The 22,283-nt window shown below is 58.5% G+C and carries 22 protein-coding genes; 6 read left to right on the top strand and 16 right to left on the bottom strand.

Annotated elements, in window-relative coordinates; translation table 11 throughout:
• Positions 1-44: 44 nt before the first annotated feature.
• Positions 45-677 (top strand): cAMP-activated global transcriptional regulator CRP, encoded by a 633-nt coding sequence (gene crp / locus ACL2XN_RS20010; RefSeq protein WP_034895576.1) that lies wholly within the window; start codon positions 45-47, stop codon positions 675-677.
• A gap of 53 nt (positions 678-730) precedes the next feature.
• Positions 731-2,803 (top strand): YccS/YhfK family putative transporter, encoded by a 2,073-nt coding sequence (locus ACL2XN_RS20005; RefSeq protein ID WP_413729337.1) that lies wholly within the window; start codon positions 731-733, stop codon positions 2,801-2,803.
• 15 nt (positions 2,804-2,818) lie between these two features.
• Here the strand turns inward: ACL2XN_RS20005 and argD are convergent, their stop codons facing one another.
• Together argD and ACL2XN_RS19995 are read right to left on the bottom strand one after the other, a co-directional pair.
• Positions 2,819-4,045 (bottom strand): bifunctional acetylornithine/succinyldiaminopimelate transaminase, encoded by a 1,227-nt coding sequence (argD, locus tag ACL2XN_RS20000; protein WP_413729335.1) that lies wholly within the window; start codon positions 4,043-4,045, stop codon positions 2,819-2,821.
• 158 nt (positions 4,046-4,203) lie between these two features.
• On the bottom strand, positions 4,204-4,779 hold the full coding sequence (locus tag ACL2XN_RS19995) for an aminodeoxychorismate synthase component II (RefSeq protein WP_410013256.1): 576 nt from the start codon (positions 4,777-4,779) through the stop codon (positions 4,204-4,206).
• A gap of 200 nt (positions 4,780-4,979) precedes the next feature.
• Here ACL2XN_RS19995 and ACL2XN_RS19990 point away from each other — a divergent pair, with 200 nt between their 5' ends.
• Positions 4,980-6,755 carry an ABCB family ABC transporter ATP-binding protein/permease gene (locus ACL2XN_RS19990; RefSeq protein WP_413729333.1) on the top strand — a complete coding sequence of 592 codons (1,776 nt, stop codon included), beginning with the start codon at positions 4,980-4,982 and terminating at the stop codon, positions 6,753-6,755.
• Between the two features lie 241 nt (positions 6,756-6,996).
• Positions 6,997-7,380 carry a DUF427 domain-containing protein gene (locus ACL2XN_RS19985; RefSeq protein ID WP_410013254.1) on the top strand — a complete coding sequence of 128 codons (384 nt, stop codon included), beginning with the start codon at positions 6,997-6,999 and terminating at the stop codon, positions 7,378-7,380.
• A 20-nt stretch (positions 7,381-7,400) separates the two neighbouring features.
• On the opposite strand, the gene ACL2XN_RS19980 is transcribed toward ACL2XN_RS19985, so the two are convergent.
• The 3 genes from ACL2XN_RS19980 to ppiA form a co-directional block, all read right to left on the bottom strand.
• Positions 7,401-8,003 carry a putative adenosine monophosphate-protein transferase Fic gene (locus ACL2XN_RS19980; RefSeq protein ID WP_410013253.1) on the bottom strand — a complete coding sequence of 201 codons (603 nt, stop codon included), beginning with the start codon at positions 8,001-8,003 and terminating at the stop codon, positions 7,401-7,403.
• Positions 7,993-8,160: a YhfG family protein gene (locus ACL2XN_RS19975; RefSeq protein ID WP_410013252.1), complete on the bottom strand. Its 168-nt coding sequence runs from the start codon at positions 8,158-8,160 to the stop codon at positions 7,993-7,995. Before ACL2XN_RS19975 ends, ACL2XN_RS19980 begins: the two co-directional genes overlap by 11 nt.
• A gap of 149 nt (positions 8,161-8,309) precedes the next feature.
• Positions 8,310-8,882 (bottom strand): peptidylprolyl isomerase A, encoded by a 573-nt coding sequence (ppiA, locus tag ACL2XN_RS19970; RefSeq protein WP_413727596.1) that lies wholly within the window; start codon positions 8,880-8,882, stop codon positions 8,310-8,312.
• Between the two features lie 317 nt (positions 8,883-9,199).
• Here ppiA and tsgA point away from each other — a divergent pair, with 317 nt between their 5' ends.
• Entirely contained in the window at positions 9,200-10,393 is a 1,194-nt protein-coding gene (gene tsgA / locus ACL2XN_RS19965; RefSeq protein ID WP_413723505.1) for an MFS transporter TsgA, read from the top strand.
• Positions 10,394-10,429: 36 nt separating this feature from the next.
• On the opposite strand, the gene ACL2XN_RS19960 is transcribed toward tsgA, so the two are convergent.
• Entirely contained in the window at positions 10,430-11,035 is a 606-nt protein-coding gene (locus tag ACL2XN_RS19960; protein ID WP_410013250.1) for a LysE family translocator, read from the bottom strand.
• A gap of 41 nt (positions 11,036-11,076) precedes the next feature.
• Positions 11,077-11,292 (bottom strand): DUF1127 domain-containing protein, encoded by a 216-nt coding sequence (locus ACL2XN_RS19955; RefSeq protein WP_413721568.1) that lies wholly within the window; start codon positions 11,290-11,292, stop codon positions 11,077-11,079.
• Between the two features lie 176 nt (positions 11,293-11,468).
• On the opposite strand from ACL2XN_RS19955, the gene ACL2XN_RS19950 reads away from it, so the two are divergent.
• Entirely contained in the window at positions 11,469-12,893 is a 1,425-nt protein-coding gene (locus tag ACL2XN_RS19950; RefSeq protein ID WP_413727595.1) for a PLP-dependent aminotransferase family protein, read from the top strand.
• A 10-nt stretch (positions 12,894-12,903) separates the two neighbouring features.
• Here the strand turns inward: ACL2XN_RS19950 and ACL2XN_RS19945 are convergent, their stop codons facing one another.
• The 9 genes from ACL2XN_RS19945 to pilQ form a co-directional block, all read right to left on the bottom strand.
• On the bottom strand, positions 12,904-14,187 hold the full coding sequence (locus tag ACL2XN_RS19945; RefSeq protein ID WP_410013247.1) for a cytosine deaminase: 1,284 nt from the start codon (positions 14,185-14,187) through the stop codon (positions 12,904-12,906).
• Positions 14,188-14,352: 165 nt separating this feature from the next.
• Positions 14,353-15,357, bottom strand: a complete 1,005-nt coding sequence (trpS, locus tag ACL2XN_RS19940; RefSeq protein WP_410013241.1) for a tryptophan--tRNA ligase — start codon at positions 15,355-15,357, stop codon at positions 14,353-14,355.
• Position 15,358: 1 nt separating this feature from the next.
• The gene (locus ACL2XN_RS19935; RefSeq protein WP_410016710.1) at positions 15,359-16,057 is read right to left on the bottom strand and encodes a phosphoglycolate phosphatase; all 699 of its coding nucleotides are present in this window, start codon (positions 16,055-16,057) and stop codon (positions 15,359-15,361) included.
• The gene (rpe, locus tag ACL2XN_RS19930) at positions 16,050-16,781 is read right to left on the bottom strand and encodes a ribulose-phosphate 3-epimerase (protein WP_410013240.1); all 732 of its coding nucleotides are present in this window, start codon (positions 16,779-16,781) and stop codon (positions 16,050-16,052) included. The genes ACL2XN_RS19935 and rpe overlap by 8 nt, the downstream gene beginning before the upstream one ends.
• Before the next feature lie 22 nt (positions 16,782-16,803).
• Positions 16,804-17,643, bottom strand: a complete 840-nt coding sequence (gene dam, locus ACL2XN_RS19925; RefSeq protein WP_413727593.1) for an adenine-specific DNA-methyltransferase — start codon at positions 17,641-17,643, stop codon at positions 16,804-16,806.
• Between the two features lie 83 nt (positions 17,644-17,726).
• Positions 17,727-18,929 carry an SPOR domain-containing protein gene (locus tag ACL2XN_RS19920; protein WP_413723559.1) on the bottom strand — a complete coding sequence of 401 codons (1,203 nt, stop codon included), beginning with the start codon at positions 18,927-18,929 and terminating at the stop codon, positions 17,727-17,729.
• A gap of 121 nt (positions 18,930-19,050) precedes the next feature.
• Entirely contained in the window at positions 19,051-20,136 is a 1,086-nt protein-coding gene (gene aroB, locus ACL2XN_RS19915) for a 3-dehydroquinate synthase (RefSeq protein ID WP_413727591.1), read from the bottom strand.
• Between the two features lie 41 nt (positions 20,137-20,177).
• Positions 20,178-20,699 carry a shikimate kinase AroK gene (gene aroK, locus ACL2XN_RS19910; protein ID WP_131866394.1) on the bottom strand — a complete coding sequence of 174 codons (522 nt, stop codon included), beginning with the start codon at positions 20,697-20,699 and terminating at the stop codon, positions 20,178-20,180.
• Positions 20,700-21,034: 335 nt separating this feature from the next.
• On the bottom strand, positions 21,035-22,279 hold the full coding sequence (gene pilQ, locus ACL2XN_RS19905; protein WP_413721574.1) for a type IV pilus secretin PilQ: 1,245 nt from the start codon (positions 22,277-22,279) through the stop codon (positions 21,035-21,037).
• Between the last annotated feature and the right edge of the window lie 4 nt (positions 22,280-22,283).

The following is a 22,283-nucleotide window of genomic DNA, read 5'->3' as shown; positions in this document are numbered from 1 at the left end:
TGTCCCGAACCTGGGATAGCGATGACAAAAGAGGATAACAGCGAATGGTTCTCGGCAAACCGCAAACAGACCCGACTCTCGAATGGTTCCTGTCTCATTGCCATATTCATAAGTATCCATCGAAGAGTACACTTATACATCAGGGTGAAAAGGCTGAAACGCTTTACTACATCGTTAAGGGCGCCGTGGCGGTGCTGATTAAGGATGAAGAAGGCAAAGAGATGATTCTCTCCTATCTTAACCAGGGAGATTTCATCGGTGAGCTCGGCCTATTCGAGGAAGGTCAGGAACGCAGTGCCTGGGTACGGGCGAAAACCGCCTGTGAAGTCGCCGAGATTTCGTATAAAAAATTCCGGCAGCTGATTCAGGTGAATCCGGATATCCTGATGCGCCTGTCGGCGCAAATGGCCAGTCGTTTACAGGTAACGTCGGAAAAAGTCGGCAACCTGGCATTCCTGGACGTTACCGGACGCATAGCGCAAACCCTGTTGAACCTGGCGAAACAACCCGACGCCATGACCCACCCCGACGGCATGCAGATAAAAATCACTCGTCAGGAAATCGGCCAGATTGTCGGCTGTTCCCGCGAGACGGTAGGACGTATTCTTAAAATGCTCGAAGATCAAAATCTTATATCCGCGCACGGTAAAACCATTGTTGTTTACGGCACGCGCTGATAGCCCCGTTATACAGGCGTGGTGCTTCGTACCACGCTTTTTTTGCTGACAGTATGTGGCGCCGGTTAATCTACCACCCTGAAGTAAACTATGCCCTGCGGCAAACCATCGTGCTATGCCTGCCGGTGGCCGCCGGCCTGTTATTCGGCAGCTTGCAAAACGGCCTGCTGTTTTCGTTGGTCCCTGCCTGCTGCAATATCGCCGGCCTCGATACCCTGCATAAACGGTTTTTCAAGCGCCTGGCCGTCGGCGGTGCGCTGTTCGCGCTGAGCAGCGTGCTGATCCAGGTGCTGTTGGCCGTGCCGGTGCCATTGCCCTTGGTGATGCTCGGCCTGGCGCTGCTGTTCGGCGTTACCGGTGAAATCAGCCCGCTGCACGGCCGTTTATTGCCCGCCGCGCTTATCGCCGCCATCTTTACCCTGGGCCTGGCCGGCAATGTGCCGCCCGTCGTGCCGCCGCTGCTGTATATTGCCGGCACCGCCTGGTACGGACTGTTCAACGCCCTGTGGTTCCGGTTGTGGAAGGAGCAGCCGATGCGGGAATCTCTTAGCCTGCTGTATCGGGAGCTGGCGGATTATATCGAGGCGAAATATACCCTGCTGACACAGCATACCGATCCGGAAACCGCCCTGCCGCCGCTGTTTGCCCGCCAGCAGGCGGTGATTGATCTGATTGCCCAGGTATACCAGCAGCTTTATATGCTGTCGGCCAATGATCAGCTGCAGTACAAACGCCTGCTGCGTTCTTTCCAGGTGGCGCTGGATTTGCAGGAGCATATCGCCGTCAGCCTGCACCAGCCGGACGAAGTACAAAAACTGGTGGCGCAAAGCCACGCCGAGGCGGTTATCCGCTATAACGCCCGGCTGATTGCCGCGCGGTTGCGGGTACTGGCGGATGATATTCTCTATCACCGGCAGCCGGGGCGTTTTAACATGGCCACCGCGCTGTCGGCCCTGGAAAAAATTGCCGACCGGCATCCGGATAATCCGGTCGGACAGTTTTGTTATTACCATTTCAGCCGTATCGCCCGGCTGCTGCGTACCCAGCGCCCGCTTTACCGCCGCGACCTGATGGCCGACAACCAGCAGCGGCTGTCGTTTTGGCATGCGCTGGTCAGCTACTGTTCCTTTAAATCCATGGCGCTGCGCAGCGCGGCAAGGCTTGGGATTATGCTGGCCATCGGCAGCAGCCTGGGGCTGGTATTGGATCTCCCCAAACCCTACTGGATTTTAATGACGGTGATGTTTGTCAGCCAGAACGGCTATAACGCCACCCGGGTGCGGATCCAGCATCGGGCCCTGGGCACGTTGGCGGGGTTGGTGATTGCCGCCGGCACGCTGCAATTCAGGCTGAGCGACGGCACGGTATTGCTGTGCATGTTGTTCCTGACGCTGGCGTCTTACCTGGTGTTGCGCAAAAATTACGGCCTGGCGATGATCGGCATGACGGTGACCGCGGTGTATACGTTGCAGCTACTGTCGCTGAACGGCGCGCATTTCCTGGTGCCCAGGCTGGTGGATACGCTGATCGGCTGTATGCTGGCGTTCGGCGGCATGCTGTGGTTATGGCCGCAGTGGCAAAGCGGTATGCTGCGCAAAAACGCCCATCTGGCGCTGGAGCGGGGCCAGGACGCGCTGCGGCTGCTGCTGCAACCCGCCCCCGAGCCGGCGGCGCTGGCCTACGCGCGCATGAAGGTCAACCAGGCGCACAACGCGCTGTTTACGTCGCTTAGCCAGGCGATGCGGGAGCCGGCGTTTAATTCGCGCTATCTGACCGATATGCGTTTATGGGTGACCCATAGCCAGTTCATCGTCGAGCACATCAATGCCATGACCATCCTGGCGCGGGATCACTACATGCTGACGCCGACGCTGGCGCAAAAGTACCTGGCCTCTTGCGAGGTGGCGCTGCAGCGCTGCCAGCAACGGCTGGAATATGACGGCCCAAGCTCAGACAGCCCGGTGATGGACGCCGCCGGCGAAACGCCGGAGCTGCCCGGCACCCTGATGGAACGCCATCTGCGGCGTATTCTGTTCCATCTGGGCGTGATGCATACGATTTCTTCGGTAGCCTGGCGCCAGCGGCCGCAGCACGGCAACTGGCTGGCGCGCCGGTTAAGCCATTAGTCTCCCGCCGCGCGCCTAGGGTTTGGCGGCGATAACCTGCGCCACCGCCTGTTCAAACCGGGCCATGCCCTGTTCGATATCGGCGAACTCCACCACCAGCGACGGCGCGAAACGGATGACGTCCGGACCGGCGTTGAGGATCATCAGGCCCTGCGCGGCGCTGGCGTGCAGGAACTCGCGCGCCCGGCCATGGAACTGCGGCCGCAGTTCGGCGCCCAGCAGCAGGCCCATGCCGCGCACATCCGAAAATACCTGATATTTGTCGTCAATTGCCCGGAGCGCGCTGACAAAACGATCGTGCCTTTCGTTAATGCCCGCCAGGACTTCCGGCTGGTTAATCACATCCAGCGCCGCCTCGGATACCGCGCAGGCCAGGGGATTGCCGCCATAGGTGGTGCCGTGGGTGCCCACTTTCATCACCGAGGCGATCTCTTCCGTAGTCAGCATGGCGCTGATGGGGAAACCGCCGCCCAGCGCCTTGGCGGTGGTCAGAATATCCGGCGTTACGCCATAGTGCATATAGGTAAACAGCTTGCCGGTGCGCCCCATGCCGCACTGCACTTCGTCCATCACCAGCAGCGCCTGATTCTGGTCGCACAGATCGCGCAGGCCCTGCAGGAATTCCGGCGTGGCGGGCATAATGCCCCCTTCACCCTGAATCGGCTCCACCACCACGGCGCAGGTATGATCATCCATCACCGCCTTGACGGCCGCCAGATCGTTAAAAGGCACATGGACGATATCCGCCGGTTTTGGCCCGAAGCCGTCGGAATATTTCGGTTGCCCGCCCACGGTAACGGTAAACAGCGTGCGGCCGTGGAACGCGTTATGAAAAGCGATGATTTTGGTTTTATAGGGGCTGTGGCGGGTAATGGCGTAGTGACGCGCCAGCTTAAACGCCGCTTCATTGGCCTCGCCGCCCGAGTTGGCAAAAAACACCCGGTCGGCAAAGGTGGCGTTAATCAGCTTGCGCGCCAGGCGCAGCGCCGGTTCGTTGGTAAAGACGTTGCTGGTGTGCCATAGGGTTTCGCCCTGGGCTTTCAGCGCCGCGACCAGCGCCGGATGGCAATGTCCCAGCGCAGTGACCGCAATGCCGCCGGAGAAATCAATATATTCCTTTCCGTCCTGGTCCCATACCCGGCTGCCCATGCCCCGGACCGGAATAAACTGCGCCGGTGCATAAACCGGCAGAATAACCTGGTCGAAAGTTTCCCGCGTTACTGCGCTATTATCTGTATTCATATGTAATTACCCGGTCCGCAACAAATCAAGAAGTGATATTATAGTCATAAAATATGAATAAAAAATCACTCCAGTGCAATCGTTTTATCACTATCAGAGCGAAAAAAAGCCGCTGCCCGTGGCCTTGTCCGTTAATGCTATATCAACATGCCGATCGGCTAACACGCAAGAAAGTTCGCCAGGAGTTGATGGCCCTGCTCGCTGAGCACGCTTTCAGGATGAAACTGTACACCTTCAAGCGGCAGGGTTCGATGACGGATGCCCATGATTTCATCCCGCGCGCCGTCGCGCAGACTCCAGGCGGTCGCCTCCAGGCAATCGGGCAAGCCGGCGCGGTCGATCACCAGGGAATGGTAGCGGGTGACCGTCAGCGGCAGGGCCAGCCCGGCGAAGACGCCGCGGCCGTCATGGGTAATGGCGGAGGTTTTGCCGTGCATCACCTGGTTTGCGCGCACGATGCGGGCGCCGAAAGCCTGCGCAATGGCCTGATGACCCAGACAGACGCCGAGTATAGGTATCCTGCCGGCAAAATGACGAATGGCCGCCAATGAAATGCCGGCCTCGTCGGGGGTGCCGGGACCCGGGGAAATCACCAGTTGCCGCGGGGCCATGCGCTCGATATCGGCCAGTTGCAACCGGTCGTGGCGCCATACCTCTACCTGCGCGCCCAGCTCGCAAAAATATTGGTACAGGTTGTAGGTAAAGGAGTCATAGTTATCGATAAGCAGCAACATCGCCGGTATATCCTACTGGTAAATAGATTTTTATTGAATAACAACAGGATGCATTTTAGATAGCGGCCCGTGCCCCGCCAGCTACACAGGATAGCGTCCTTTGCCTGGACAGGAGATCAGGACCTGTGTGATATTCACCCGACGCCCGCCCGCAGGCTACCGGCCATATTGTCATATCGTCAGGGATAAAAAAACAACGCATGTACCGTTATAAGCCGCTGAAAATACTGCTGCCTTACCTGTGGCCCAAGAATAACCCTAAGCTGCGCTACTATCTGGTGGCGGCGCTGCTGTTTATGATCGTGGCCAAGGTCGGCACGTCGCTGGTGCCGCTGGCCTATAAAGCCATCGTCGACCGGCTGGGCGGCGACCAGGCGCGGCTGCTGGCCGTGCCCATCGGGCTTATCCTCGCCTACGGTCTGGCGCGGGTCTGCGCATCGTTATTTGATGAACTGCGCAACGTGATGTTTATCTATGTCAGCCAAAACGCCACCCGGCTGCTGGGCCTGCGCGTTTTCCGCCAGCTGCATGCCCTAAGCCTGCGTTTTCATCTGGAACGGCGCACCGGCGGGTTGTCCCTGTCCATCGAGCGGGGAACCCAGGCGGTCTCGACGGTGCTGTCGCGCGTACTGTTCTCCATCGTGCCCATCTTATTTGAAATCAGCCTGGTGGCGGCCATTATGTGGCGGCTGCTGAACATCTGGTTCGCGGTGGCGATTATGGCCACCGTCGGCGCGTATATCCTGTTTACCATTACGGCGGTGGGATGGCGTACCCGCTTTCGCCGCGAATTAAACCAGGCCAATGCCGACGCCAGTAATAAATCCCTCGACAGCCTGCTTAATTACGAGACCGTGAAATATTTCGGCAATGAGGCGTTCGAGTGCCAGCGCTTTGACAGCTCGCGTCGGCTGTATGAGCGCGCCGCCATTAAAAACCAATTCAGCTTTACGGTGCTGAGCATTGGCCAGACGGCGGTGATTTCCGTCGGTTTGGTCACGATGATGGCCATGGCGGCGCGCGGCATTACCCAGGGCACCATGACCCTGGGCGACTTTGTACTGGTTAACGCTTATCTGCTGCAGTTGTATCAGCCGCTGAATTTTTTTGGTTTTATTTATGCGGAAATACGCCAGGCGCTGATCGATATGGATAATATGTTTGATCTGCTCACGCTGGAAAGAGAAATTGAAGATCGCCCTGGCGCCGCGCCGCTGCGCGTTACCCGTGGGGAAGTGGCGTTCAACGCCGTCGGTTTCGGATATGACGCGCGCCGCCCCATCCTGGGCAATATCACATTTACCATTCCGGCGGGGAAAACCGTGGCGGTGGTCGGCGCGTCGGGCGCGGGCAAATCCACGCTGTCGCGCCTGCTGTTTCGTTTTTATGATGTCGATGCCGGCGCCATCACCGTGGACGGGCAGGATATCCGCGACGTTACCCAGGCGAGCCTGCACCGTGCCATCGGCATCGTGCCGCAGGATACCGTGCTGTTTAACGATACCCTGCGCTATAACATCGGCTATGGCAATACCGACGCCACGTTTGCCGAAATCGAGCGGGCCGCCAGGCTGGCGCATATCCATGATTTTATTGTCAGCCTGCCCGACGGCTACGAGACCCGCGTCGGCGAACGGGGCCTAAAACTGTCCGGCGGTGAAAAGCAGCGGGTGGCCATCGCCCGCACGGTGCTGAAAAATCCCGCCATCCTGGTCTACGACGAAGCCACCAGCGCACTTGATACCCAGACCGAACGCGAGATCCAAACGCATCTGCGCGAGGTCAGCCGCGATCATACCACCCTTATCATCGCCCACCGGCTGTCCACTATCATCGATGCCGATGAGATTCTCGTGCTGGAGGACGGCGCCATCGCCGAGCGCGGACGCCATGGCGAGCTGCTGGCGCAAAACGGCCGCTACGCGGCGATGTGGCAGCATCAGCGCCGCGAGGAACAGGATCAACAGACGGCGTAAACAACGCCTTCGGGGCGGCAGCGCGGCTTCACGTGGCTTGCGTGCATCCTGCCGGTGGCCGAGGCCGCAGCCTGCTTGCCGGGAGAGTAAAGGCTAGGGAGCACTGGCGGTAACACGCCGCACGCGCAAAGGCGTAGGCTGCGATAGTACGCCATGGCCGGTCACAGGCCGGATACCCCCGCCGCGGTTTATTGCGGCGGGTCCCCCGGACGTCACGATAACGCACCGAGGTAATACCGTTATGAATACCAAACCCGTTAAAATACCAGGTCCCGATCATCCGATCACCATCGAGCCCAACCCGCAGCGCATCGTGGTGTCCGTCGGCGGCCATACCGTCGCCGACAGCCGAAAGTCGCTGACCCTGCGCGAAGCGGACTATCCGCCGGTGCATTATATCCCGCGCGCCGATGTGGACATGACGCTGCTGGAAAGGACCGACCATGCCACCTATTGCCCGTATAAAGGCGATTGCGCGTACTACAGCATAACGCCGGGCGGACTGCGCTCGCGCAATGCCGTATGGAGCTACGAATCGCCCCATGAGGCCGTCGCCGCCATTAAGGATTACGTGGCGTTTTATCCCGATCGCGTCGACAGCATCGACCTGCGTCCCGGCGGATAATCAACGCGGCGCCGGCAGGCTTAATCGGGCTCGCCCGGTTCGGCGACCACGCGGGCAAACAGGGCGGCCAGGGGTCCCGTGTCGCCAAAGGCGCCGGCTTCATTGGCCGCCAGCCACTCCTCCCGTTCGATGGGCCGCCAGCGCACGTCGTAACCGGCATGGATAATCAACTGCTCAAAGAAGACCCGCTGCGCCCGTCCGTTGCCTTCCCGGAACGGGTGCAGCATATTGATGTCGGCATAATATTGCGCCAGGCGCGGCACGATTGCGTCCAGGGACAACCCGCGCAGATAGTCTTCATCCTCCAAACGCTGCATCACCGCGTTGCCCTCCTTTTCCAGGTAGGCAAAATGGCAATAGCGGGTTTCATTTTGATAGATATCAACCGTGCGCAACTGCCCGGCCCAGTCGTAAACATCCTGGAACAACTGGCGATGCAGGGCGCATAGCCAGGGCAGTCCCCTCTTTGGCGGCCCCAGTTCTATCGTCGCGGCGCGCAGCCCGGTTAGCGCCAGTTCGGCCTCGCGCAGGCCGGCGGACTCATGAATATTAAGCCGGTTGGCCAATACCGGGAGGCCGGGATAAAAATAGGGATCGCGTCCGTCGCCGAATTTATCGTTCATAATGCCTCCTGAGCTCGTCAATGCGCAGCAAGGCCTCTTGCGCCGTCAGGGTAACCGGTTCGGCGGTAAAACCTTCGAGGCGGTTGCTGGCGTGGAAATTCTCATTGCGGCGTTGCTGGAACAACCTGGCTTTTTGTTTTTCAGTCATTTTTTTCATGTCATGCCTCCTGGCTGCGACCTTGAGGTAATAACATGAAGTATAACCGGCATTGGCGGGTTCGCCGGGAAGCGAGGCGCGGACGACGGCGACGGGCCGCCGGGGAAAGGCCATGGCGACCTTTCCCGTTAAGCTGGCCGCGGCGGGGATTATGGCATAATTTTAGCGGACAGGATGGTCACCGGTTTTACCGGCACATTCTGGTAAGGCCCGACGTTTTTGGTCGGCACCTGGGCAATTTTATCGGCCACATCCATCCCCTTGACCACTTTGCCGAACACGGCATAACCGAAATCACGCTGGCCATGATCGAGGAACGCATTATCGGCAACGTTGATAAAGAACTGGCTGGTGGCGCTGTCCTTGTCGTTGGTGCGGGCCATAGCGACGGTGCCGCGCAGGTTGCGCAGGCCGTTATCCGCTTCGTTTTTTATCGGCGCCTGGGTGGTCTTTTGCGTCAGATCCTGGTTGAAACCGCCGCCCTGGACCATAAAACCGGGGATGACGCGATGGAAGATGGTGTTGTTGTAAAAGCCGCTGTTCACATAATCGACAAAGTTTTTCACCGCCACCGGCGCTTTTTGATTATCCAGCGCCAGCTCAATATTCCCCGCCGAGGTCGTCAGCAGTACATGGGTGTCCTGACCGGCGGCGAACACCGGGCAAGAAGCCGCCGCCAGGGAGAAAACCAGTGCGGCGGTGGCCAGGTTTCGTTTCAGCATGAAGGGTTCCTTTTTAATACATGGGCAACAGGAAGGGCTCTGATTCTAAAGAGCGGGCCGCGCTTACGCTACCCATTTACCGTTTTTTACGTAACAGGTTTTATATCGTCGCCGGGAAGGACCTCCCGCGCGGGCGGGATGGGTCTACCGCCGTTAAACAGATATTGCAAAAATCGCTGAAAATGTCCGGCGGGGCGACTTTTATGTCCACGGCATAAATCGCCATGATAGTATTTGTGCCCAATCGGTAACAGTAAGGCAACAATGATGCAGGCGGGCGGCAAGCCGGTCGGGCGTCGACATTTAACAGGCCAATGATGAATAACAAAAATCGACTGCTGCTAACGTGGATTAGTTTTTTTTCGTACGGATTGACCGGCGCGTTGGTGATTGTCACCGGCGTGGTGTTAAGCAATATTGCCGCGTATTTTCAGGTCCCCGTTTCGGCCATGAGCGCCACCTTCACTTTTCTCAACTCCGGTATTTTGCTGGCGATTTTCCTGAACGCCTGGCTGATGGAGATTATCCCGCTCAAACGCCAGCTGATTTTCGGCTTCGCGCTGATGGTGCTCGCCATCGCCGGCCTGATGAGCGGGCATACCCTGGCGCTGTTTTCGCTGTCGATGTTTGTCCTGGGCGTGGTGAGCGGCATTACCATGTCCATCGGCACTTATCTCATCGCTTACCTTTACACCGGACGGCAGAGGGGTTCGCGCCTGCTGTTTACCGACTCGTTTTTCAGTATGGCCGGGGCGGTATTCCCCATCCTGGCCGGCGTGCTGCTGGCGCGCCATATTACCTGGTATTGGGTGTACGCCTGTATCGGCCTGCTGTACGTGGCCATTTTTGTCCTGACGCTGCTGAGCGAATTTCCTGTGCTGGGCAAGAAAGACCGCGCGGGGGATCCGCTGGCCGTGCCGCCGGCCCGGGAAAAATGGGGCGCAGGGGTACTGCTGCTGTCGGCCGCCGCGCTGTGTTATATCCTGGGGCAGCTGGGTTTTATCGCCTGGGTGCCTGAATACGCGACCCACAGCTTCGGCATGGATATCGAGCAGGCCGGCGGGCTGGTGGGTAATTTCTGGACGGCGTATATGGTCGGCATGTGGTTTTTCAGCGCGGTACTGCGCCATGTGGATTTACAGCGCATCGTTACCCTGCTGGCCGCGCTGTCCGCCGTCCTGATGTATCTGTTTATCACCTCCGGCCATGGGGAACATCTGCATTATTACCTGCTGGGGCTGGGGTTTGTTTCCAGCGCCATTTATACCACCATTATCACCCTTGGCTCGCAGCAAACCCGGGTGACCTCTCCCAAACTGGTGAACACCATTCTCACCTGCGGCACCATCGGCACCATGCTGACATTTGTGGTTACCGGCCCTATCGTCGCGCATCTGGGGGTAAAATTCGCGCTCATAACCGCCAATGCGCTGTATCTCGCCGTGTTCGTCTTGTGCCTGTCGCTGGGTTTCGTCACCCGCCATAGGCTGCACGGACACGCGGGCGAATAACCGGCTGGCCACGCGCATGCCTGGCCCGGGCAGGGACTAGCGCACCAGCAGTGGATAGAGCGACAAGACCAGCGTCGCGGCCATCAGGCGATTGAACATCATCTGCCGGTGCGACTGGCCGAGCCTGTTTTTCAACATGCTGCCGAAGGCCGCCCAGGCGCTGACGCAGGGAGCGTTGATCAGGGTAAAAATCAGGGCGATCAGCACAATATCGCGAAAATGATATTGCAGCGGGGCATAGGCGGTGACGGCGCCTATCGCCATCAGCCAGGTTTTGGGATTCAGCCATTGAAAAACCACCGCGCCCCAGTAGCCCAACGGCACGGCCGCGCCGCTCAGGCCGCCCGACGGCGCCACGGCGTTGGCGATGCGCCACGCGAGATAGACCAGGTAACAGGCGCCGCTCACCCTGACCAGGGGAAACAGCATGGGATAGAGCTGGAACAACCGCTCCAGTCCCAGGCCGATGGCCAGTATCATCAAGCACAGCCCGCAGCTAACGCCGAAAATATGGGGCAAGGTACGGTAAAAACCGAAATTCACCCCGGAACTGGCCAACATGGCATTATTGGGTCCGGGGGTGATGGACGTGACAAACGCGTACAGGCAAAAGGCGCTTAGTTCGGCAATGGTATTGGTCATGGTTCATTCAGTCCTTGTGATAGAAATCCTTTATCAATAACTTATTTTTTTTCGTCCCGATACGCGACTTCGCTGCGTGAAAGTCCGATATCCTTCAGCTGATCGTCACTCAGGGCGCTTAAGATCAGGCGGTTGCGCCGCCGCCGCTGCCAGTCGGTGAACCGGTGGTAGAACGCAAGCAGCGGATTCTGACCGACGGCGTGGCGCGGCTTTACGTCCAGGGGAAGGGTCCGGCCTATTTTTAACGTGTTTTTCATGATGGTTCCTCCTCGTCGGTTGATGGAACTATCATGCAACGGTATGCTGATACCGTACAGATTCAGAAATCCGGTATTTTCACCATACAAATAATAATAATCAGCGCTGTAATGCTTAGATTTCGTCCATTCTGTATTGCTTTTTACTTAGAAAATTTAACCTGTATGAGGGCGATATGACGCGTTATGACAACCTGGCCGGTATCATCGGCGAACGTATTGAGCAGGGGCTATATACCTGCGGTCAGCGGTTGCCCTCGGTGCGCGCCCTGAGCCTGGAGCATGAGGTAAGTATCAGCACCGTGCAACAGGCGTACCGGGTATTGGAGGAACGGCGGCTGATCGAGGCGCGGCCGAAATCAGGTTATTTTGTCAGCCAGCAGCATGAGCCGGCCGCGCTGCCGGCCATGTGCCGCCCGGCGCAGCGGCCGGTGGAAATATCCCAATGGGATCTGGTGCTTAAGCTGCTGCGATCCGATCCGGTTGACGGCATGGTGCATCTGGGGCCGGGTATGCCGGATATCAGTTCGCCCACGTTAAGACCGCTGACCAGACAGTTAAGCCGCATCGCCCTGCATCCGGACCTGCGCGGCATGACCTACGGCGATATCAGCGGCGCCCCGGCGCTGCGCGAGCAAATCGCCCGGCTGCTGGTGGACAGCGGTTGCCTGGCGCTGCCCGACGATATCATGATCACCACCGGTTGCCACGAGGCGCTGTCGATCGCCATTCACGCGTTATGCCAGCCCGGGGATATCGTGGCGGTGGATTCGCCCAGTTTCCATGGCGTGACCCAGACGCTGAAGGCCTTCGGCATCAAAGCGCTGGAAATCCCCACCGACCCGGTGACCGGCATCAGTCTTGACGCGCTGGAACTGGCGCTGGAACAATGGCCGATCAAGGCCATCCAGGTCACGCCCAATTGCAATAATCCACTTGGTTATATTATGCCGGACGCGCACAAGCAGGCGCTGCTGAATCTGGCGGCGCGCTACGATACGCCGATTATCGAGGACGATGTCTATGGCGATCTGGCCTACCGTTATCCGCGTCCGCACACCATTAAATCCTTTGACGACGACGGCCGCGTGCTGTTGTGCAGCTCATTTTCCAAAACCCTGGCGCCGGGCCTGCGGGTCGGCTGGATCGTGCCCGGCCGCTATATGGAAAAAGTGATTCATATGAAGTATATCGGCACCGGCGCCACCGCGTTGCAACCCCAGCTGGCGGTGGCCGAGTTTGTGCGCCAGGGCGATTACCAAAAGCATCTGCGGCGCATGCGCGCCCGCTACCAGCTTAACTGCGATATCATGACGGACTGGGTCAAGACCTATTTCCCGCCGGAAACCCGCGTCAGCCGGCCCCAGGGAGGATTTTTAATGTGGATCGAACTGCCGGAGCACTTTGATTCCCTCAGGCTGAACCGGCAGTTGGAAAAAGGGGGAATACAAATTGCCGTAGGACCGATTTTCTCGGCCTCCGGCAAATACCGCCATTGTTTTCGCCTCACCTACGCCACCCAGCTCACGGCGGAAATCGAGGCGGCGATCAAAAAAATCGGCGAGACGATTAAACGGCAGTTGGCCGACGTGACGGCTTGAACCAGCAGCGTCACCGCGTGAAATCGACCTTTTCCGCGGGGCCGTCGAGGAACAGCGTCGCCTGCGACGGCAGCGTCTGGGCAATCACCCTGCCCCGGCGGATCACGTAGCGCGGCGCGGTTTGCCGGCGCACCGCGTCAAAACCGTTTTCCGCCGGCAGGATCACCAGATTGGCGCTGTTGCCTTCCTGGATACCGTAATCATCAAGGTGCATAGCGCGGGCGCTGTTAACGGTAATCAGCTCCAGGCCCCGGTTAATTTGCTCATACCCCATCAGCTGGCAGATATGCAGGCCCATATGCAGCACCTGCAGCATATTGCCGGTACCGAGCGGATACCAGGGATCAAACACATCGTCGTGGCCGAAACAGACATTGATGCCCGCCGCCATCAGCTCCTTGACCCGCGTGACCCCCCGCCGTTTGGGATAATCGTCAAACCGGCCCTGCAAATGGATATTCACCAGCGGGTTGGCGACAAAATTGATGCCTGAAAGCTTCAGCAGCCGGAACAGGCGCGCGGTATAGGCGCCGTTATAGGAATGCATCGCCGTGGTATGGCTGGCGGTTACGCGCGCGCCCATGCCGTCGCGGTGCGCCAGCGCCGCGACGGTTTCCACGAAGCGCGACTGCTCATCGTCGATTTCATCGCAGTGCACGTCCACCAGCCGGTCGTATTTCAGCGCCAGGGCGAACGCTGTATGCAGCGACTCCACGCCGTACTCGCGGGTAAACTCAAAATGCGGGATAGCGCCCACCACATCGGCGCCCAGACGCAACGCCTCCTCCAGCAGTTCCCCGCCGCGCGGATAAGACAAAATGCCTTCCTGCGGAAACGCCACCAGTTGCAAGTCCACCCAGGGCGCCGCCTCGCGCTTGACCTCAAGCATCGCCCTGAGCGCCGTCAGCGTGGGATCGGAAACGTCGATATGGGTACGCACGTGTTGAATGCCGTTGGCGATTTGCCATTTAAGCGTTTGCCAGGCGCGCCGTTTTACGTCCTCGTGGGTCAGCTGCGCTTTACGCTCCGCCCAGCGTTCAATGCCCTCGAACAGCGTGCCGGACTGGTTCCAGTGGGGGTCGCCGGCGGTCTGGGTGGTATCGAGATGAATATGCGGCTCGACAAAGGGCGGAATAACCAGGCCGCCTCCGGCGTCCAGCGTTCCCGGCGCCTCCCCGGCGTCGGCGGGCGGCGTCTCCGGCGCGGCGGTGATCCGCGCGAAACGCCCCTGCTCGACGCTAATGCGCCACAGGCCTTCCCGCTGGGGCAGGCGGGCATTGATGATGTATTGCAATGGACATTCCGGCACGGTTCACCTCGTTACAGGACGGGACGCAAGGATTCATCCGGCAAGCTTAACGCAACCGCCGTCCCTTGTCCGCAGCTTCCTTTGATAACCACCGCAAGGCCCAAGTCTAGCCAAGCGCCGCTGTTTTTAGCCGGCGCGAGCAATGCTCAACTACGGGCGGGCGACAAATCCCACGGCCTGGTACACCTGGCGCAGGGTCTGCTGCGCGCGCGCGCTCGCCTTGGCCGCGCCGTCGCGCATAATCTGGTTAAGCAGGGCATCATCCGCGCGAAAATGGCGATAACGCGCCTGCAGATCGGTGAGCATGCCGGACACGGCGTCCGCCACCGCCCCTTTCAGGTGGCCGTACATCTGGCCCTCGAATTCATGTTCCAGGGCAATAATGGATTTGCCGGTGACGCCTGCGAGGATATCGAGCAGGTTCGACACCCCGGGTTTGGCTACGGGGTCGTAGCGCACCACCGGCGGCTCTTCCGAATCGGTCAGGGCGCGTTTCAGTTTCTTCGCCGCCGATTTTGGATCTTCGAGCAGCGTAATCACGTTGTTGCGATTGTCATCCGACTTGGACATTTTTTTGCTCGGATCGAGCAGCGACATCACCCGGGCGCCGGATTTGGGAATAAAGGGGTCGGGCAAGGTAAAGATAGGCCCATAGAGCGCGTTAAAACGCTGGACGATATCCCGCGTCAGCTCCAGATGCTGCTTCTGATCGTCGCCCACCGGCACCTGGTTGGTCTGGTAGAGCAGGATATCAGCCGCCATCAGCACCGGATAATCGAACAGGCCGGCGTTAATGTTATCGGCGTAACGGGCCGATTTGTCCTTGAACTGGGTCATGCGGCTCAGCTCGCCGAAATAGGTGTAGCAGTTGAGCAGCCAGCCCAGCTGCGTGTGTTCCGGCACATGGGACTGCACAAAGATGGTGCTTTTTTCCGGGTCGATGCCGCAGGCCAGGTACATCGCCAACAGATCCAGGGTGGCGTTGCGTAGTTTCTGCGCATCCTGGCGCGCGGTGATGGCATGCAGATCGACGATGCAATAAATACAGTCGTAATCATCCTGCATGGTAACCCACTGACGCAGCGCACCCATATAATTGCCAATGGTCAATTCGCCTGAGGGCTGCGCGCCGCTGAATACGATGGGTTTACTCATTTTACGCTTCCTGATTATCTGTAGATGACAACCCAAGGATGGGCAGGAGATCGGCAAAACGGTCCAGGACATAATCCGGATGGCTCGTTTCGATCGTTTCGCCATAGTTATAACCGTACGTCATGCCGACGCAGGGGCAGCCGGCGGCTTTGGCCGCAATGATATCATTGCGCGAATCGCCGACAAACAGCAGTTCCTCAACGTAGAGTCCCAGTTTGCCCAATACCAGGTAGATGGGCGCCGGGTGCGGTTTTTTCGCCGCCACGTCATCCCCGCCGATCAGCAGCGAAAAATAGCTGTCGATACCCAGCGATGCCAGCAGCGGCGCGACAAAAGGCGTGGGTTTGTTGGTCACCACCGCCATGGGCAGGCCGTGGGCGGCCAGACGGGCCAGCGTGTCTTTTACCTGCGGGAACAGCCGGCTGCCCTGCTCAACGGTCTGGGCGTAAAACTGGTCGAACAGCACGCGCGTCTCGCGGCACAGCGCGGGTTCGGGCGAGGCGCCGGCCCAAATCAGGGCGCGTTCGACTAAAACGTCGGCGCCATTGCCTATCCAGGTGGAAATCAGCGTCTGCCCCGCGGGCGGAAGTCCCTGTGCCTGGAGAGCCTGATCGAGCGCGCTGCTGAGCCCCGGGGCGGTATCGGTTAAGGTGCCATCAAGGTCGAAGGCCAGTCCGCGGATGTTGCAAAGCTTACTCATGGCTGTTTTTTCGCTCAAGGCGGCTATCCCCGGGTCTGGTGTTATCCGGCTCAGGACGGCTGGCGCCCAGCTCGCGACGCATGGCGTCGATAATGGCCCGGTAGTCGGGATGGCCGAAGATCGCCGAGCCGGCGACAAACATATCCGCGCCGGCGGCGGCGATGGCGCCGATATTATCGACTTTGACGCCGCCATCCACTTCCAGGCGAATATCGCGACCGCTGTCGTCAATCAGCCGGCGCACCTGGCGCAGCTTGTCGAGAGTGCCGGGAATAAACGACTGGCCGCCGAAACCGGGATTAACCGACATCAGCAGGATAATATCGAGCTGGTCCATGACATAATCCAGGTAACTGAGCGGCGTTGCCGGGTTAAGCACCAGGCCGGCCTTGCAGCCGTGGGATTTGATCAGCTGCAGCGAGCGGTGGACATGTTCCGAGGCTTCGGGATGAAAAGTGATGTAACTGGCGCCTGCGGCGGCAAAATCGGGAATCAGGCGATCTACCGGCTTGACCATCAAATGGACGTCGATGGGGGCGGTGATGCCGAAGTCGCGCAGGGCCTTGAGAACCATCGGCCCCATGGTGAGGTTGGGTACGTAGTGGTTATCCATCACATCGAAGTGAACCACATCGCCGCCGGCGGCCAATACCCGGGCGGTGTCTTCGCCCAGACGGGCAAAATCCGCCGAAAGGATGGATGGGGCGATTAAAAAATTTTTCATCCGCGTCTCCAATCATTAATGGTCAGTCAATGGCGCCGGAGCGGTCAGCATAATCATACAGCGCCAGCAGCTCGTTCACCTTGATGCGGCCAAGGATATTGCGGCTGATGGTGCGCCGGCCTTTCACCACATGCAGCACCGCGTCGCAATACCACTCCCGCGTCAGCAGAGTGTCATGGTTGGAAATCAGTACCGGCACCTGCGCTTCGCTGGCCAGCCGGTAGGCTATCCGCGCCAGGTTCTGCTGCTCAAGGTTATTGAAACTATTCGTATGGTACGCCGTAAAATTGGCCGTGGTCGACAACGGCACATACGGCGGATCGCAGTACACCACAGATCCCTGCGCCGCTTTATGCAGGGTCTGCTGATAATGTTCACAGACAAAAACGGCCTGCTGGGCTTTCTCTGCAAACCAGTTGAGTTCGTTTTCGGGGAAATAGGGTTTTTTGTAGCGGCCGAAAGGCACGTTGAACTCGCCGCTCAGGTTATAACGGCACAGGCCGTTATAACAATGGCGATTGAGATAAAGAAACAGCACCGCCCGCCGATAAGCATCGGTACAGAGGTTAAATTCGCTGCGCAGCAGATAATACACCTGCGACGTATTGGTCTCGGCGTTAAACATCAGCCGTGCGTCGCCGATAAATTCACTGGTGCGTTCTTTGACGATGTTGTACAGATTGATGAGATCGCTATTGATATCAGCAAGGATGTACTTCTCGTAGTCGGTATTCAAAAATACCGACCCCGCGCCGACAAAGGGCTCGATCAGGCAATCCCCCGCGGGTAAATGGCGGCGGATATCTTCTATTAGCGGATATTTACCGCCAGCCCATTTCAAAAACGCGCGGTTCTTCTTCATGCCGTCGATTGTTACTCACACACTCTCAAGAGCCGCGGATTGTACTCTGTTTAGGACCCATACATCAGGTTAAATTCAGGAACTTATTTGTTTTGATCCTGCTTGACCTGGCCAATTTCCCTGGCCCACGGTTTTTTAGCCTGAATATCGGCCGGTAATTGCGCCACCGCGCTTTTGGCCTGGGCTGATGTCGGGTAGACCCCGCTCACCAGCACATACCAGGGCTTGCCGTCACGGCGGGTCTCATACACCCAATACTGGCCCAACTGCTGCTTCTTGGCATAGGCGTTAAGCGTAGTGGCCTGGGAAGCGCTGCTGATTTGCACGGTGTAATACCCCGCCGGGGCGGCTTGGATTGAACCACCGGCACTGGCGGGGGCGGCCGCGGCGGCTGGTGCCGACGTGGCTACCGGTGCCGCTGTAGCTGCCGGCGCGCGCTGCGCGGCGGCGGCGGGAGCGCGCGTGGCGGGTTCAATCACCATGGTATGGCGGGTGGGTGCTGCCGTGGGCTGCGGCGCGGCCACGGCCGGCGCACGCTGGACGGCGGCGGGCGCCTTGGCGTTATGCGTTGGCGCCGAATTTTTGGCGCTGGGGACCATGGCGGTCGTCTTCGGCGCTTTATGCGCGGCGGACGCGGGTTTGGTCGCCTTGGCGGCAGGTTCCCTGCCCGCCGGGGCCACCGTGGCCGGTGCGGTCGGCAGCGTCGAGGCCGGCTGGTCGCCGTTGACTTGCTGGGTCACGCCGTTAACCCGATCCCCTTGCTGTGACAGCGCGTCCGCCATATTGCCCGGCAGATCGATGCGGTGCTGCGGATTGCCGTCGGCTGACGGCGGCGCCTGGGTCGGCGCGGCGGCAACCGGCGGCGCGTTGAGCGTCTGCGGCTGCTGGGCGGTGCCGTTGCTGCCGTTCACCGTACCGGCGGTATTGCCGTTGCCGCCGTTCACGGTGCCGTTGGCCGCGGGCGTACTGCCTGGGCTATTGACGTCGGGGTTGGCGCTGTCCGGCACGGGTTTGAGATCGTTGGTCGCGGTATTTGCCGTACCGGGCAGTTCGATGCTCTTTTCCGCCACGTTCGGATTTTGCTGGTTAGCGTCCATCTGGGTAGGCGCCTTTAACGCCGAACCGATGGCAATAACCAATAGCAGCAGCACCAGGATGCCAATGCCTATCATCAGATGCTGTTTGGACATGGCCACTTTGGGAACTGAAGGACCTTTCCGTTGACGGGGTGGGCGGCGATCGCTGCTATCGGGTCTCAGTTCGTCTTCCGACTTGAACTCATCCATCTAAAACTCTCCAACTGAGAGATAATTTCCGCACGGCCCGGGGGTCGTGGGGAGGGTTAATGCGATTAAATCAAACTCATCCCCCCTTTCCCGCTCGCGGGATAAGGGGAACGGCCCTGACTCAAGCCTGGCAATCGGCGATTGATGCCAATACGATATCATTTGCTACACCGGTACGCACTTCCGCCTGGCCTATTGAGCGCGGCAGCACTAACCGTAATTGACCGGAAACCACTTTTTTATCCCGCATCATATGGGGCAGGTAATCCGCCGGGGCCATTTCTTTCGGTCCGGCCACCGGCAAGCCCGCGCGCGTCAACAACGCCTGCACGCGATCAATCTCATCCATACTGAACTGCCCTAAACGACGGGCGGTATGCGCCGCCATCATGATGCCCGCCGACACGGCCTCGCCGTGCAGCCAGACGCCGTAGCCCATATGGGTTTCGATGGCATGCCCATAAGTATGGCCTAAATTGAGCAAAGCCCGCTGACCATTTTCACGTTCATCCGCGGCGACCACCGCCGCTTTCAGTTCGCAGCAGCGCCGCAGGCAATAGGACAACGCGTCGGGCTCAAGCGCCAGCACGTCGTCAAGATGATTTTCCAGCCAGCCAAAAAAAGCCTCGTCCAGAATGATGCCGTATTTGATGACTTCGGCCAGTCCTGAGGACAATTCGCGCGCCGGCAGGGTTTTAAGGCAGTCGAGATCGATAACTACGGATGCCGGCTGGTAAAACGCGCCGATCATGTTCTTACCGAGAGGGTGGTTAACCGCCGTTTTACCGCCCACCGATGAATCGACCTGGGAAAGCAGCGTAGTGGGAACCTGGATAAAGCGCACGCCGCGCTGATAACTGGCGGCGGCAAAGCCGGTCAGATCGCCGATGACGCCGCCGCCAAGCGCAATAAGCGTGGTATCGCGGCCATGGGGTTTTTTCAGCAGCGCGGTGAAAACCTGATCCAATACGGCCAGGGATTTGTATTGCTCGCCGTCGGGCAGAATGACCTGGTCGACGATGACCCCGGCGCTTTCCAGCACCGTGCGGACAGAGTGCAGGTAAAGCGGCGCCAGCGTTTCGTTGGTCACCACCATCACGTGATCGCCGCTTTTAAGCGGCATGAAAGAAGCCGGGTCGTTGAATAACCCGGCCGCTATCGTAATCGGGTAGCTGCGCTCCCCTAATGTTACCGTAATCCTCTCCATGGGGTGCTTAAGACCTTTTCGGCATCTCGTTACACACTAAATCAGTTGCTTTCCAGCATATTGATAATCTGGTTGGCGACAACTTTAGCACTTTGTTCGTCGGTACGGATGGTGACATCCGCAATTTCTTCATACAAAGGGTTGCGTTCCCGGGCCAGCGCTTCCAGTACTTCACGCGGCGGGGCTTCAACCTGTAGCAAGGGTCGTTTTTTATCACGCTGGGTTCTGGCCAGCTGTTTTTCAATGGTGGTCTCAAGATAAACGACCACACCACGGGCAGAAAGGCGGTTACGTGTTTCACGTGACTTTACTGAACCACCACCTGTAGCCAATACGATCCCTTGTTTCTCGGTAAGTTCGTTAATGACTTTTTCTTCACGATCGCGGAAGCCGTCTTCGCCTTCCACGTCGAATACCCAGCCTACATCAGCTCCGGTGCGTCGCTCAATCTCTTGATCAGAATCGAAAAACTCCATATTAAGTTGTTGAGCCAACTGACGCCCAATAGTGCTTTTGCCGGCACCCATAGGCCCAACCAGAAAGATATTGCGTTTCTCTGCCATGTTTTTCGGTATTACTAAGATTATTCGTTAATGACAACCCGCCCCGCCAATCAAATCAGCGGCGGGACCTAAACTGAAACCTCATGAGCGATAGTGCGAGAATCAGACGAAAAATTATCTCAACACTCGGGGTAGTTTGGCAACCGATTAAATCGATGCTCACACCGCAAGGAGGAATTCCGATATCTCTATCGTAATTACAGGTGACGCAAAAACAGCGATGCTCAATGGGTTACCCTTGTAAGCGAAATTGTGCACAGCGTCAAATCGAACGCGAAAAAAACGCATAATTTGTTGCTAAAACCGCAATTTTGCCCAAATTGAGGCAATCAAGTTTACCCCGTTATGCGGGTCGGCGTAATAAAAATAACCAGTTCACGCTGTTTATAGTGCGCACGCTGGCGTTTGAACAGCTGGCCGAGCAGCGGAATCTCCGCCAAAAGCGGTACCCTATCATGGGTTTGATGTTTTTGATGTTGAAAAATACCTCCTAAAACAATGGTTTCGCCGTCAGCAATGGTCACCTGGGTCTTGATTTCCTCCATATCGATGGAAACACTCTCATTTTCCCCTTGTTTGATTACCCGCCCCGGCACGTTCTGGCTCAGGCGCAAATTGAGGGTTACTTTGCCGTTGCGCAGTATTTTAGGGGTGACTTCCATGCTCAGTACCGCCTCTTTGAACTGAATGGCCGGTGATTTATTTTTACCGTTCGCCACCTGGTACGGAATCTCGGTGCCCTGCTTGATGCTGGCGGTTTGCTGATGCGCGGTATAGAGGCGGGGGCTGGCCAGGATATCCACTTTGTTTTCCTGCTCCAGCGCGGTCAGTTCCAGTTCAAGCAGCCGGCCGCTGAGGCGCGCCAGGCGAAACCCCATGCTGGCGTAATGCTCACTCAGGGGCAGATCGACCCCCAGGCGCGTGGCGCAAGGCGATGTGCCGCCGCCTTGCTGCCACTTTACCCCGATTTCCCGCAGGTTATCCCGGCTGATGGTAACGATATGGGCGGTGATCATCACTTGCTCCAGCGGCAGATCCCAGATTTTTATCCAGCCGGTAAGCGCAGATAATGCCGCGTCGGTATCGCGCAGCACCAGGGAATTAGTGCGTTTATCCAGCATCACGCTGCCACGCGGGGACATCAGGGCGCCGCGCATCGAGCCGATGCTTTTCGCCACCTCGCCGGCATCGGCGTGCTCCAGCGTCACCAACTGGTTGCGCAAAGGAGTTTCACCCGGCGGCCCGTCCGCCTCGCCCCGCCGCGCGGGGAACACCATCAGCGCGTCATCCTGGCGCTCCAGGCGCAGGCGGCCGGTGCGCGCGATCAGATCCACCGCCTGTAGCCAGGACACATTGTGCAGATTAAGGCTGATATTGCCTTTGATGTCCGGGGCAATAACCAGATTCAGGCGCTGATGTTCCGCCAGGGCGCGCAGCACCTGCGGTATCGGCGCGTCGTCAAATACCAGCGTCACCGGTTTGCCGTCGCCGCCCGCCGTCCGTCCGGCCAGCGCGACGTCCCGCCATCCAACCGTCAGCAAACACAAGATCAACCCCACCATCCGCGCGTGTCCTTTCATTGTG

The sequence above is a fragment of the Sodalis sp. RH22 genome (assembly GCF_047324165.1).
Taxonomy (GTDB): Bacteria; Pseudomonadota; Gammaproteobacteria; order Enterobacterales; family Enterobacteriaceae; genus Acerihabitans.
The sequence above is the reverse complement of the archived record's forward strand: the minus strand, read 5'-3'. Positions and strand labels throughout refer to the sequence as shown.

Coding starts and splice junctions, on each gene's coding strand:
- ACL2XN_RS19985 (WP_410013254.1), top strand. CDS start 6,997: ATGAATACCAAACCCGTTAAAATACCAGGTCCCGATCATCCGATCACC.
- aroK (WP_131866394.1), bottom strand. CDS start 20,699: ATGGCAGAGAAACGCAATATCTTTCTGGTTGGGCCTATGGGTGCCGGC.
- tsgA (WP_413723505.1), top strand. CDS start 9,200: ATGAATAACAAAAATCGACTGCTGCTAACGTGGATTAGTTTTTTTTCG.
- ACL2XN_RS19990 (WP_413729333.1), top strand. CDS start 4,980: ATGTACCGTTATAAGCCGCTGAAAATACTGCTGCCTTACCTGTGGCCC.
- ACL2XN_RS19960 (WP_410013250.1), bottom strand. CDS start 11,035: ATGACCAATACCATTGCCGAACTAAGCGCCTTTTGCCTGTACGCGTTT.
- ACL2XN_RS19920 (WP_413723559.1), bottom strand. CDS start 18,929: ATGGATGAGTTCAAGTCGGAAGACGAACTGAGACCCGATAGCAGCGAT.
- trpS (WP_410013241.1), bottom strand. CDS start 15,357: ATGAGTAAACCCATCGTATTCAGCGGCGCGCAGCCCTCAGGCGAATTG.
- crp (WP_034895576.1), top strand. CDS start 45: ATGGTTCTCGGCAAACCGCAAACAGACCCGACTCTCGAATGGTTCCTG.
- aroB (WP_413727591.1), bottom strand. CDS start 20,136: ATGGAGAGGATTACGGTAACATTAGGGGAGCGCAGCTACCCGATTACG.
- ACL2XN_RS19935 (WP_410016710.1), bottom strand. CDS start 16,057: ATGAGTAAGCTTTGCAACATCCGCGGACTGGCCTTCGACCTTGATGGC.
- ppiA (WP_413727596.1), bottom strand. CDS start 8,882: ATGCTGAAACGAAACCTGGCCACCGCCGCACTGGTTTTCTCCCTGGCG.
- ACL2XN_RS20005 (WP_413729337.1), top strand. CDS start 731: ATGTGGCGCCGGTTAATCTACCACCCTGAAGTAAACTATGCCCTGCGG.
- ACL2XN_RS19980 (WP_410013253.1), bottom strand. CDS start 8,003: ATGAACGATAAATTCGGCGACGGACGCGATCCCTATTTTTATCCCGGC.
- ACL2XN_RS19975 (WP_410013252.1), bottom strand. CDS start 8,160: ATGAAAAAAATGACTGAAAAACAAAAAGCCAGGTTGTTCCAGCAACGC.
- ACL2XN_RS19955 (WP_413721568.1), bottom strand. CDS start 11,292: ATGAAAAACACGTTAAAAATAGGCCGGACCCTTCCCCTGGACGTAAAG.
- pilQ (WP_413721574.1), bottom strand. CDS start 22,279: ATGAAAGGACACGCGCGGATGGTGGGGTTGATCTTGTGTTTGCTGACG.
- rpe (WP_410013240.1), bottom strand. CDS start 16,781: ATGAAAAATTTTTTAATCGCCCCATCCATCCTTTCGGCGGATTTTGCC.
- dam (WP_413727593.1), bottom strand. CDS start 17,643: ATGAAGAAGAACCGCGCGTTTTTGAAATGGGCTGGCGGTAAATATCCG.
- ACL2XN_RS19995 (WP_410013256.1), bottom strand. CDS start 4,779: ATGTTGCTGCTTATCGATAACTATGACTCCTTTACCTACAACCTGTAC.
- argD (WP_413729335.1), bottom strand. CDS start 4,045: ATGAATACAGATAATAGCGCAGTAACGCGGGAAACTTTCGACCAGGTT.
- ACL2XN_RS19950 (WP_413727595.1), top strand. CDS start 11,469: ATGACGCGTTATGACAACCTGGCCGGTATCATCGGCGAACGTATTGAG.